Source organism: Pseudomonas sp. BN102, from assembly GCF_029871245.1.
In the GTDB taxonomy this organism is placed as follows: Bacteria; Pseudomonadota; Gammaproteobacteria; order Pseudomonadales; family Pseudomonadaceae; genus Metapseudomonas.
Genome location: NZ_SSON01000066.1, coordinates 36,813 through 47,897, shown reverse-complemented (window position 1 = coordinate 47,897; position 11,085 = coordinate 36,813). Strand labels below are relative to the sequence as shown.

The window sequence follows — 11,085 nt, the reverse complement described above, 5'->3', positions numbered from 1 at the left end:
TTGTCTGGCTAGAGCGACGGAGCTGACCAGGTAGGGTGCGCCGTGCGCACCACGGGTTGAGCGAGGCGCCGGGGCTGATCTTGCGATCGGTGCGCATGGCGCACCCTACGGTGGGGCAAGTGCGGGCAAAAAACTCCACCGTCACTCGTATGAGTTGATGATTTACAAGGCTTGAACGCGCACCGGCATCGGTGATTGCTTGGCGCTCGATGCAGAGCTGCATCCACCGCTGGGCGACTACATACGACTCAAGTTGTCTGGCTAGAGCGACGGAGCTGACCAGGTAGGGTGCGCCGCGCGCACCACGGGTTGAGCGAGGCGCAGGGGCTGATCTTGCGATCGGTGCGCATGGCGCACCCTACGGTGGGGCAAGTGCGGGCAAAAACTCCACCGTCACTCGTATGAGTTGATGATTTACAAGGCTTGAACGCTCAAAAGTATCGGTGATTGCTTGGCGCTCGATGCAGAGCTGCATCCACCGCTGGCCGACTACATACGACTCAAGTTGTCTGGCTAGAGCGACAGAGCTGACCAGGTAGGGTGCGCCGCGCGCACCACGGGATGAGCGAGGCGCAGCGGCTGATCCCGCGAGCGGTGCGCATGGCGCACCCTACGGTGGGGCAAGTGCGGGCAAAACTCCACCATCACTCGTATGAGCTGATGATTTACAAGGTGAACGAGCCCCTTGAAGCACAGGACACCGTTTCCCCCTTACCATAAGGGATAGGCAAACGACTGTGTTTATGACTACCAGCAAAGACAAAACCATCGAAGTGCTCGGCCAGGAGCGGCGCCGCCGCTGGAGCGTCGAGGAGAAACTGGCCATGGTGCGCGAGAGTCTCGAGCCCGGGCAAAGCGTCTCGGTGGTGGCCCGGCGCAACGGCATCAACCCCAACCAACTGTTCCACTGGCGCAAGCTCTATCAGGACGGCAGTCTCTCGGCGGTCAGTGCCGGTGAAGCGGTGGTGCCCGCCTCCGAGTTGGCCGATGCCCTCAAGCAGATCCGCGAACTGCAACGGATGCTGGGCAAGAAGACCATGGAGGCCGAGATCCTCAAGGAAGCGGTGGAGATCGCCCGCTCGCGAAAATGGATTGCGCACTCACCCTTGTTGCCGGGGGACGACCAGTGAAGGCGGTCAGTGAGAGTCTCGGTGTGGCGCGCTCGCAATTGACGGCTCGACTCAAACAACCCGCTCCAGGGCTGCGGCCTCGTCGGCGCCGGGCGTTCAACGATGTGGCCCTGGTCGAGCAGATCCAGCAGGCAGTCGGCGCGTTGCCCAGCTATGGCTATCGTCGGGTCTGGGGTCTGCTGCGTCGACAGCATGAGCAACAGGCCCTGCCACCGGTCAACGTGAAGCGGGTTTACCGTGTCATGCGTGACCACGATCTGTTGCTGGAGCGGCGGCGCAAGCGGCCGGGTGTGGCGCGGCGTCACGAAGGTCGTGTCGCCGTGGATACAAGCAACACCCGCTGGTGTTCGGATGGCTTCGAGTTCCGCTGCGAGGATGGCGACAAACTGCGCGTGACCTTCGCCCTGGACTGCTGCGACCGCGAGGCCATCAGCTGGGTGGCCAGCCCACACGGCTACAGTGGCGACGATGTCCGCGACGTGATGCTGGAGGCCGTCGAGCAACGCTTCGGTCACGAGCTGCCGGCGGCGCCGGTGCAGTGGCTGAGCGATAACGGCTCGGCCTATACCGCCGAACAGACCCGGGCCTTTGCCCGGCAGATCGGCCTGCTGCCGCTGACCACTCCGGTGTGCAGCCCACAGAGCAACGGCATGGCGGAGAGCTTCGTGAAGACCATGAAGCGCGACTATATCCGCCACATGCCCAAGCCGGATCGAGTGACGGCCCTGCGCAACCTGGCCATCGCCTTCGAACATTACAACGAGGAACATCCGCACAGCGCACTGAGCTACCGCTCACCTCGGGAGTTCAGGCGCCTGGCAACCACGTCAACTTAACGGGGTGCCGGTGTCCGGTCTGATAGGGGCAAGTCCACAAGGCTTGAACACGCAAAAGTATCGGTGATTGCTTGGCGCTCGATGCAGAGATGCATCCACCGCTGGGCGACTACATACGACTCAAGTTGTCTGGCTATAGCGACGGCGCTGACCAGGTAGGGTGCGCCGCGCGCACCACGGGTTGAGCGAGGCGCAGGGGCTGATCCCGCGAGCGGTGCCCATGGCGCACCCACGGTGGGGCAAGTGCGGGCAAAACTCCACCATCACTCGTATGAGCTGATGATTTACAAGGCTTGAACACGCAAAAGTATCGGTGATTGCTTGGCGCTCGATGCAGAGATGCATCCACCGCTGGGCGACTACAATTGCTCGTGCGCAGTGCGCTACGGCTTTCCTGAGTGGCGTCCAGCGCTCAACCTCGCTCAGGAGATCAGTTGATGTCTGCCCTCATTGCCCAGCTCGATACGCTTTGGTCCCCGCGCCTGCTCAGTGTGCTACGGATCATCACGGCCTTCCTGTTCCTCCAGCATGGCACCGCCAAGTTGTTCGGATTCCCGCATGTCGCGTTTTTCGATGAGTTGAGCCTGTTTTCCCTGATCGGCTTCGCCGGTCTGCTGGAAGTGGTCGGCGGACTGCTGTTGGTGCTCGGTCTGTTCACGCGCCCGGTGGCCTTTATCCTGTCCGGCGAAATGGCGTTTGCCTATTTCATCGGACATGCCCCCAAGGGGCTGATCCCGCTGCTGAATGGCGGTGAGCCGGCGATCCTGTTCTGCTTCATTTTTCTGTACCTGGCTGCCGCCGGTGGTGGCGCCTGGAGCCTTGACCGTCGGCAGTGACGAGGCCAACCAGGCAGCGATTGGGCTTAGGCAAGTCCTGCCAAACGTCGGAGAGCTGGGGGCTTTTCCTGCTGGAGCCCCCTCGAAGTGCTTTCCATCACAAGCCGGCCAGGAGTCTGCCGCGAGTGCCTGCCCCATCCACAAAAAAGGGGGACAGATTTGAATCTGTCCCCCTTTCCGTCGGAAAGGCCGCTGGTTTCAGCGGCCTCAGAAATCAGGCGTAGAAGGCTTTTCCAAGGCAAGGCGGGGTGGCACTCAGAACCGCCAGGCCTTTCTCCGTCAGGGTCACGCCGTCAAAGCAGGTGTAGTACTCCTGGTTGATCCGGATGTACCCCTCGGCAGCCAGCCAGCGCACGCTGGAGGCGAACAGGAACTCCTCGTTGCTCGGCTTGTGCTCCGCGTTTTCAGATAAGCCACTGCATTCGACGGGTTCGTTCGCGGCGACCTCGTAGCCCGCCACTGCGGCATCGAGACGCACAGGAACCGGGAAGCTCTCCAGCAGACGGCCAAAGACCGCGTGGACAATAACTTCGAACTCTTTGGATTGCTTGATGACCATGCCTGCGCCCTCCAAGTGGTGATTACCGGGTATCGGATGCATCCGATCATACCCCGCCATGAGTGACCACGTGCAACGCCCCTACAGCGCCCCCGTCGGCAAAGTCGGCGGAGCGATTCATCTTTGGCAAAAGGGCCGTCGAAGAGCTGGCCATCTGGATCGAGCAGCGCGGCTCGACGGAAACCAGCGAAGCGGTCCACCGCCACCTCGATACCCGCCAGGCCAACGCCGACTTCATCGGCGAGGGCATTGTGGCGCTCATGTCTGATACCTGGGCTATCCTGAGCTTGCTCATAAGTGCGTTTCCCCTAGCTGCTGCAGTTCGATGAAGGGCTGCAGCAGCGTTTTTAGGAGGATGCCGATGATGCCCCTGCTATCGGAAAATGACCGTCGATTCCTCGTTGCCGCTCAAGCGCTGATGGATGAATACCAAGTCAGCCGCACACAGCTGCTCCAGATTCTGGACCGGGATCTCCCGCACCGCGGCGTAACCGGCCCGACGCCCCAGCCACTGCGTACATACCGCAACCCGAATACCGGCCGCGCCATCCGGGTGCGGGCCGGCAGAAGCCCGACCTATCGGGCCTGGGTCGCACAATACGGGCAGGCGACCGTGGCCACGTGGAGGAGCGAGCCGGAATGAGGAGCTGAACTGTAGCCATCCCTAACTGCTTGCCTTTCTTCTCCGGCCGAGAAACCCGCCATAGAGCGGGCTTTTTTGTGGGCGCTCAGAACGGTGCTGGCTCTTCGGCCGGCTCTTATACTGCCAGCTCGGCCCCCTCCCCCACGCACCAGAGACCCTTGGTCAGCTTTATCGATAAATTCAAGCAATTGCGGACAGGAGGGTAGATAGTGAATATCTACCCACAAACACCTTCAGGCCGAGGCCACCATGAAACGAGACTTCCCCGAGCACGTTGCATGGAGTGAGGCTTGCATGAACGGTGATCACGCCCTGGCATTCGTTGCAGTCAAATCGCGCGCAGCTGACTCGGAACTGCTTTTCCATCTGGTCTACGACGGAATCAGTTTCGCTCGCCTCTCAGAGGCGATTGCGGCCGCTGAGCGGGCGCTCAGCAAAATACTGAGGTTCGACGCCCACGACACGCCGTTATTCAGCTCGACAGAATGTTGATTTACCGGCGCCCGCCGATGCATTACTCAGCGCAAGCATAGTCACGAGGTCACCATGACCAAAGACGTTCTTCCCGTCCTTATCCAGCGCATCTACATGAACCAGATCATGCTCGGTGCCGCCCTCGCGGAGCTGGCAATCTGGGTCGATCACTGCGGCTCTCCTGACGCGTCAGCGCTGATCTGCAAACGACTGGAATCCTTGGAAGCCAACGCCAGTTTCATCAACGAAGCCATTGTGGACCTTATGGCTGACTCTTAGCTGCCGAGGCCACGTTGCCACAGCCCGCCAATGAGCGGGCTTTTTTGCTTCTGGCCCTTCGTCAGTTCCTGAACCGACTTTGGTTGGCTGGGCCATATTGGATATTGTCCAACTGACACGCACCTGCCAGAGGCCGCCATGCACCGACGAGACTTCCCAGGGCATTCCGCCTGGACCGAAACCCGCATCAATGGAGACCACGTGCTGGCCTTCGTCGCCATCCAGCCGCGCGATAGCGAGGCCGAGCCGCACCTCCATCAGGTCTACGACCGTTCCTACTTCATACGCCGCTCGGACGCCATTGAGGCGGCCGAGGATGCGCTGAGCAAGCTGAGGCAGATCGACGAACGCGGCCGGCCGTGGTTCAGTTCGGCAGAGTGCTGAGCGCGGCATAAGGACTCAAGCTTCCAACCAAACTTAGGTCCGGGAGGAGTCCTAGATGAGCACCAACACTGAGAATCGCGATATCGAGCAGCTGTTCGAAGAGGGAATGCCCGGCTACCGATGCATCGTCACGCGGCAGCCTGAGGGGGCGATCAACCTGCAGTTCATAAACCTGTCCACTCAACAAGCTATTACGCTGCCAGCGCCTGCCCCTGAATTGTGGGACACCCCGGAAAAATTGAAGAGGATGTGCGAGCAGATCACGGAGGAGTTCCTGCTGCTCAGCGACGAGTCACCGGTCCCGCCCGAGAGCGCCGTGGCGCGGATAACCAGGGATATCGCCGAGAAGCTGTCTGCGACCCTCCAGGCCCTGGGCAACCGGAAAGAGAACCGCTAATCAGCACCTGCACACGGCCCTATTCCCGATCGGGCGGGGTCTTGTCCAGCTCAGGGGTAGCTACGGCCATGACTTCAAACATGAGTTGGTCGACCAGCGCATCGAGTGCGCCAGGGCCGAGTAGCGACCCCAGCTTCACACCAGTAATCCACATTGCTTCGTGGGTTGCGTGATTGTTTATGAAGATATCGATCACATGTGTAGAAGAAAACTCGCACCTGACGACAAACCCCGGAAGTGTCCTTGATACCTGGTGCTGGAGTCGCTGCTGAAGTCTTTTCCTCATACGTCCTCCAGGCCGCGGGTCAGAGGCTATCTCTTGTCGGTCGCGATCCTCACTCTGCTTGGTGAAAGCTCTAGGTTCTACGTTGCCGTTGTAAGTCGGACCTTGCTGGCGCCCCTTCGTCCGCTGTTCCCGACGAAGGGCATCGAACGATTCCGCCGTAGCAGTGATCGAAATAGGTGAGAGGCAGCGATCAGCGAAGTTCCACTGCTGGAATCATCAGACTAAGTCTGGGGCCCCTGCAACAGCTCACTGACCACTGTCTCTCCGGACCGCGGCGCATCTCAACGATCGTCGCGGTTCGTCGTTTTACCCCATCCGCGCCAGCTCTCGCATCGATCTGCTCGTGCGCCCCCAAGGAAGCAGAGAAACCTGGCGGCCGACGAAAGGTCCTGAACAATTTTGCAGCTGTGCCCCTCGGAATAGGTGTGAGGCGGCTTATCGCGAAGCCCGGTGCAGGTACCACGGTACGGGGTTCCCTGTAACAGCCCGCAGGCCGCCTCCACGAACCGCGGCGCGTCCCCGTACCCGCCGCGGTTCTCTTTCAGCCCATCCGCGCCAGCTCGCGCTTCACCAGGCTCTGGTACTCCGGAGGATGCAGCGCGTCGATTTGCTAGTACGCCCAGTCTTTCCACTTTGCCTTGCGCTTGTCCTTCCCGGCCCAGATGCGGCCTGTGTCGACCTTCGCATTCTCCAGGTGCTGCTCCCAGTACTCGAACAGCCCTGCCTTCTCGTCCTCCTGGACCTGGCGTTCATCCTGGGGCAGCTTGGCGAGAAGGATTCCGGTTCTATTCCAGCCTCGGCAAGGAGGCGCGCTGGCTGCATCCGAACATCTGGAAGCAGAAGCACCCCGACTGGATCGACGTGACCGACCTCTCCGATGACGAGATGGTGGAGTTCTTCACGCAGCCCTGGCCCCTCCCCCACGGCCAGGCCGAATCCGCCAAGGCCCAGCTCGACATCTTCAATGACTCCAAGGAATCAGCAGCAAGATCAAAGCGATCGACTGTTCACCGCCGACGAGTGCCTGGCTGCCATTTCCTTCCCAAGGGACACCCTGCGGCCGGACAACCACCGGCTCACGGTGCACATGGCCGGCAATGCCATGCCGCCGGTAGCTGGGCAGAAGATGATCGAGGCGTTGCTGGAAGCCGCTTAGTCGTCGGCGTCCAACCCGCCACCGCTGGCACCGGTCAACGAATGCTCGTAGTGCTCCTTGAATGTCTCGGCAGCCACGATCGCAGCGCTCTGGAGCTCCCAATAGTCGACCCTTACATCGTCATCGCTCAAGTCGGGGCCAGAACTGAGGAAATCCTCAACTGCGTTGAACGCTTTGGCTGCCTCGTGCGCGAGCCGCTCGGCTTTCTGCCAGTAAGTTTCCGCCATGCTCTGATCCTCCAGGAATAGGGACAAGAGAGTTAGGCACAGCATCCTGTAGTGCGCCACCCGCGGACAATCCTTAGTCCGCCAAGACGAAGCCTGGGGCACCTCCGACCTTCTAAGTTGGTGCTTTCAGCCAACGGACAAGGAGGCATGCATGAACAACAGCGCAACGGAGATCGCCAACCTGCTGTATCGGTACGCAGAGCTACTGGATGGCGGGGACCTGGAAGGTGTCGCCGAGCTCTTCCGGCATGCTCAGTTCAAATTGCAGGACGGCAATGCGGCGGTCGGGGGCATCGAGCTCCTGCGAATCTTTCGTGAACAGGTAAAGATCTATTCCTGCGGAACACCGCGCACAAAGCACCTTGTCACCAACCCGATCATCGAAGTCAATGAGAAATCAGGCCGCGCCACAGCAAGGTCGTACTACACAGTCCTGCAGGGCACTGACGGCCTCCAACTCCAGCCTATCGCTACAGGTCGGTATCACGACGCATTCGAGCGCATCGACGGCGTTTGGCGCTTCTCATTTCGGGACTACTCGATGCTGGATATGGTGGGCGACCTGAGCTGCCACTTGAATGGAGCCGCCTCTCGCTGATAAGCACCTTGCGCAAAAGCGCCACCCTCGCCCTGGTGATCACCGGAACGGAGATCATCGACGGGGTGGCCCATGCGCAGTCGTGGCATTGCAGGGTGGTGTGATTCACTCCCAGATGAAGGCCTTTCCGCCCTTCTCAATCTTCACACGCTTCGATACGTGGCGGCCTTCTTCCTTGATGAAACCACGAACCTTCCAGGCTCTATCGGTAGAAACCTCAATCTTCGCGCCAGCATTTGCGTGGGCGCAGGGGGCGACGAGGCGAATGACGACCTCGAAACCCTGGTCTCGGCCGAGCTGATGAGCAGCCGGCCGGCGCCGGAATTCTGCGACCCGTCCGACGTGGCGTACTACGTCACCGACAAGGGGCGCGGGTTCGCGCTCGCAAAGCTGCCGGAACCGCCGAAGAAGACCCGGTACGACGAGTTTCTGGCCTACGACCTGAAATTCTCCGAGTTACTGCTCGGCGCCAAGGTACCGATGTACGAACAGCGCGGCGGCTACTGCGATCGCGAATACCGGATGTACCGCTGCACCGATTTCTTCGGCGTCTATCGCGAGGTAGAGGGCGAATGGCGGCCTACCATGAAAGAGGCCAAGGCCGGGCGCACCCGGTGAGCAGCAGCATGACTACCCGGCCACCATCCTTGCGCAGTGGAATGGCCGGGAGGTTACGGGAGAGAAGGATCAGGCTGATACGGACCAAGTACCTTGTCGAGGTTCGGCCAAACCATATAGGCGGTCCAATTCTTATTGTCGTTGGAGCAGTGGACGAGAAACTCGCGGCTACTATTTCGGCTCGCGCGATACCGGTAAATGCCACACCCAGAGACGTCAGCAGCGGCCAGTGCTCGAGTGATCTGATTATTGAACTCGTACCTCCATGGTCCAGGGTACTGCCGGTCGACCAACTGACCAGCGCTCGATAAACCTGGCGCAACTGCCGCGAACAACAAAGCGAGCAGACGTTTCATTCCTTCTCCTTGACTCGGCTCAATGCCGAGCCGCCCACAAGTCCCCCACTTCATTCCAGTGCGCCATCAGGCAACTAGCCAACGCACTAGGCCGACGGCGCCCAAATCACGTTCTCGCTATTGATCACAGGGAGCCGCCCAGGATTGATATCGCGCCAGTTATGGAGAAATACCCTGGTTTTCTCGACGTCAAAAGGTCGGTCAAGCCTTTGCCTCAGAACGCTCGCCGAGACACCAAAATGACCGCAATGGGGGCAGTTGATCTCAACGCCATCGAGTTCGGAAGGAATCTGCTGCGCCTCGCACAAGCAGTTCACGCATTTCATATCGCCACTCCTCTGCACCCAATGCCTAACTGTAGCCACTTCATAGGGCAAAGGACTCCACATGCCCACAGAAAACCAGACCCTGAAGGCCTACCAGGTAGGCGAATGCGACATCGTGGCCGCTTACTCACCGGAAGGCGCTTTCAAGGTTTTCTGCGAGTACTGCAGCTATCAGGACGACGAATTTGACCTGGAAGACGTCGACCTCGTGAGCGACCAGATATTCGACAACCTGCAGGCCTACCGCGGGCCGGACAGGGAAGCCATTGCCGCGAACGTCGAGGCCGCCCGGCGCCTGGCGCTCTACGCCTGCACCCTGGGCTGGTTCCCGCTCTGCCCGCACATGAACTCCGCCCACATGGACGCCGACCTGCCCGACCTGGGCGATGCCTTCTGGCTGCGCGGAACCATGGAGCTGATGGAGCGCTGCAATGCCGTGGTGCTTAGGGCAGGGACCGCTCAGCCCGCACCCTGGCCGAGATAGCCCGGGCCGACGAGATGCGCCTCCCGGTCTTCCGCTCGAGCGACCTGCTGCCCAGCGCCGCCGAGTTCATCGACTACCTGTTCGCCAAGGAAGGAGAACCAGCATGGGCCGCGACGTATCCCCCCGCCCAGCAGCGCATCGAAGCCGAACTGGCCGCCAACCGCATCGCCACCCTCGAATCCCTTCTTCGTGACGCCCACAAGTACATGGGCCGCTGCGCCAGCCCTGGCGTCATGGTTTGCAGCGGAAAGATCGTCAGGTACTTCGCCGACTTCCGGCCATTGGAGCAACAGCCATGAGCGACCTGATTTGCAAGAAGACCATGATGCGGTGGATTGGAGTCATGGTCCCGAGTGGGCCACGCGGACCAGATACTGCTCTAGGTTGTGCTCACCATTAAAAAGAAGATCGAAATGCACGCCGCTCTCAATAAATAAGCTCAGGCTAAAGCCCTTCTCTACGGGCACGCGAATATGCAAGAAACCTCCACCGAGACATGGAGCCGGCGGTGGGGATTTCTGACGCTGGAAGTTTCTTAGGCATTCCTCCTGTGAGGCCACCGAGTACCTGAGGCCTTGCTTCTCCAGGAACGCCCTCACCTCCGTGATCGGAGTTCCAGGCACTAGCGCTGGCTGTAGCTGCGCTTCGGCCTCCGCTATGTACTCTTCATTTGATCCGGCCATGAGAGGACTGGCCACCAGAAGTAAGTGCACTGCCGCACTTCGGATTCTCATGGCTGCTGCTCCGCACAACCGGCCCTTGTTGCAATCGCTTGGACACTAGTAGCACGCCATCACCCTGTCCAATGATCACACGCTGGCTGATTGAGCCCTCAGACGCTCACACTCCTTCCCCACCTACCCCACCAGCTCGGAGTGAGGTTTCGCATGTCTGACGAAACCCAGCCTAACCACATCATCGGCGTGGCCGTTCGTCAGGGCGACCTGGTGATCTGCCTGCCCAAGCCTAACCGGCATCACGACTGCATCCAGTACGCGGTGGAAGTCCTCGGACTGAAGCCGCCCATCGGCGCGCCAGCCCGCGACCAGGGCATCTACCCGGCCGACGGGACCTGCGAATCCACGACCTGAAGCACACGTTTGGCAGACGGCTCAGGGCAGCGGATGTAACTGGAGAGGATCGGAAGGCCTTATTGGGCCACAAGAACGGCAGCATCACCAGCCACTACTCGGCGGCTGAGTTGGACTAACTGATTGATGCGGCCAACAGAGTTTCAGTAACTGACAGTCGCGCTCCGACGCTGACAATGCTGAAAAGGAGGCAGGGATAGTTGAAACAAGGGCGTAGTCACTTGAAAAGTCACTGACCCAGAAATAACAAAGCCACCCGAAGGTGGCTATGTCATTGAAGAATATGGTCGGGACGGAGTGATTCGAACACTCGACCCCTTGCACCCATGCCAGTGGTCGACCTCGTAACTCACTGATTTTACTAGCATCATCTAGGGCGCTCGCTGCAACCGATGTCCTACGCAA

16 protein-coding genes and 2 pseudogenes are annotated in these 11,085 nt (G+C 60.2%); 14 read left to right on the top strand and 4 right to left on the bottom strand.

Annotated elements, in window-relative coordinates; genetic code table 11:
• Nucleotides 1–743: 743 nt before the first annotated feature.
• Together E8F12_RS14565 and E8F12_RS14560 are read left to right on the top strand one after the other, a co-directional pair.
• Nucleotides 744–1,966 (top strand): IS3 family transposase gene (locus E8F12_RS14565; RefSeq protein WP_280325962.1). Its coding sequence is split into 2 segments (ribosomal slippage): nt 744–1,089 and nt 1,089–1,966, totalling 1,224 coding nucleotides; the frame shifts between segments, so codons are not numbered across the junction.
• Between the two features lie 437 nt (nt 1,967–2,403).
• Nucleotides 2,404–2,802, top strand: coding sequence for a DoxX family protein (locus E8F12_RS14560; RefSeq protein ID WP_280288955.1), 399 nt, complete (start codon nt 2,404–2,406; stop codon nt 2,800–2,802).
• A 214-nt stretch (nt 2,803–3,016) separates the two neighbouring features.
• On the opposite strand, the gene E8F12_RS14555 is transcribed toward E8F12_RS14560, so the two are convergent.
• Nucleotides 3,017–3,361, bottom strand: coding sequence for a hypothetical protein (locus E8F12_RS14555; protein WP_280325961.1), 345 nt, complete (start codon nt 3,359–3,361; stop codon nt 3,017–3,019).
• 361 nt (nt 3,362–3,722) lie between these two features.
• Here E8F12_RS14555 and E8F12_RS14550 point away from each other — a divergent pair, with 361 nt between their 5' ends.
• From E8F12_RS14550 to E8F12_RS14525, 6 genes and pseudogenes are all read left to right on the top strand, one after another.
• Nucleotides 3,723–4,004, top strand: coding sequence for a hypothetical protein (locus E8F12_RS14550; protein WP_280325960.1), 282 nt, complete (start codon nt 3,723–3,725; stop codon nt 4,002–4,004).
• 249 nt (nt 4,005–4,253) lie between these two features.
• Nucleotides 4,254–4,496, top strand: a complete 243-nt coding sequence (locus E8F12_RS14545) for a hypothetical protein (RefSeq protein ID WP_280325959.1) — start codon at nt 4,254–4,256, stop codon at nt 4,494–4,496.
• A gap of 54 nt (nt 4,497–4,550) precedes the next feature.
• Entirely contained in the window at nt 4,551–4,757 is a 207-nt protein-coding gene (locus E8F12_RS14540) for a hypothetical protein (RefSeq protein WP_280288951.1), read from the top strand.
• Between the two features lie 138 nt (nt 4,758–4,895).
• A complete protein-coding gene (locus tag E8F12_RS14535) occupies nt 4,896–5,141 on the top strand; it encodes a hypothetical protein (protein WP_280325958.1) in 246 nt (81 codons plus the stop codon).
• Nucleotides 5,142–5,196: 55 nt separating this feature from the next.
• Nucleotides 5,197–5,538 (top strand): hypothetical protein, encoded by a 342-nt coding sequence (locus tag E8F12_RS14530; RefSeq protein ID WP_280325957.1) that lies wholly within the window; start codon nt 5,197–5,199, stop codon nt 5,536–5,538.
• 1,286 nt (nt 5,539–6,824) lie between these two features.
• Nucleotides 6,825–6,980: pseudogene (locus E8F12_RS14525) on the top strand (DNA cytosine methyltransferase); the annotation flags it as partial.
• Here the strand turns inward: E8F12_RS14525 and E8F12_RS14520 are convergent.
• On the bottom strand, nt 6,977–7,207 hold the full coding sequence (locus E8F12_RS14520; RefSeq protein WP_280325956.1) for a hypothetical protein: 231 nt from the start codon (nt 7,205–7,207) through the stop codon (nt 6,977–6,979). The pseudogene E8F12_RS14525 and the gene E8F12_RS14520 overlap by 4 nt on opposite strands.
• Before the next feature lie 151 nt (nt 7,208–7,358).
• Here E8F12_RS14520 and E8F12_RS14515 point away from each other — a divergent pair, with 151 nt between their 5' ends.
• Nucleotides 7,359–7,805 (top strand): nuclear transport factor 2 family protein, encoded by a 447-nt coding sequence (locus tag E8F12_RS14515; RefSeq protein ID WP_280325955.1) that lies wholly within the window; start codon nt 7,359–7,361, stop codon nt 7,803–7,805.
• Nucleotides 7,806–7,877: 72 nt separating this feature from the next.
• Nucleotides 7,878–8,423, top strand: a complete 546-nt coding sequence (locus E8F12_RS14510; protein WP_280325954.1) for a hypothetical protein — start codon at nt 7,878–7,880, stop codon at nt 8,421–8,423.
• 53 nt (nt 8,424–8,476) lie between these two features.
• Here the strand turns inward: E8F12_RS14510 and E8F12_RS14505 are convergent, their stop codons facing one another.
• On the bottom strand, nt 8,477–8,779 hold the full coding sequence (locus E8F12_RS14505; protein ID WP_280325953.1) for a hypothetical protein: 303 nt from the start codon (nt 8,777–8,779) through the stop codon (nt 8,477–8,479).
• An 86-nt stretch (nt 8,780–8,865) separates the two neighbouring features.
• Nucleotides 8,866–9,105 carry a hypothetical protein gene (locus tag E8F12_RS14500; RefSeq protein WP_280325952.1) on the bottom strand — a complete coding sequence of 80 codons (240 nt, stop codon included), beginning with the start codon at nt 9,103–9,105 and terminating at the stop codon, nt 8,866–8,868.
• 61 nt (nt 9,106–9,166) lie between these two features.
• On the opposite strand from E8F12_RS14500, the gene E8F12_RS14495 reads away from it, so the two are divergent.
• From E8F12_RS14495 to E8F12_RS14480, 4 genes and pseudogenes are all read left to right on the top strand, one after another.
• Nucleotides 9,167–9,589 (top strand): hypothetical protein, encoded by a 423-nt coding sequence (locus tag E8F12_RS14495; protein ID WP_280325951.1) that lies wholly within the window; start codon nt 9,167–9,169, stop codon nt 9,587–9,589.
• 14 nt (nt 9,590–9,603) lie between these two features.
• Nucleotides 9,604–9,888, top strand: a complete 285-nt coding sequence (locus E8F12_RS14490; protein WP_280325950.1) for a hypothetical protein — start codon at nt 9,604–9,606, stop codon at nt 9,886–9,888.
• A 588-nt stretch (nt 9,889–10,476) separates the two neighbouring features.
• The gene (locus E8F12_RS14485) at nt 10,477–10,680 is read left to right on the top strand and encodes a hypothetical protein (RefSeq protein ID WP_280325949.1); all 204 of its coding nucleotides are present in this window, start codon (nt 10,477–10,479) and stop codon (nt 10,678–10,680) included.
• Nucleotides 10,662–10,880 (top strand): annotated as a pseudogene (locus E8F12_RS14480) (site-specific integrase); the annotation flags it as partial. The gene E8F12_RS14485 and the pseudogene E8F12_RS14480, both read left to right, overlap by 19 nt.
• Between the last annotated feature and the right edge of the window lie 205 nt (nt 10,881–11,085).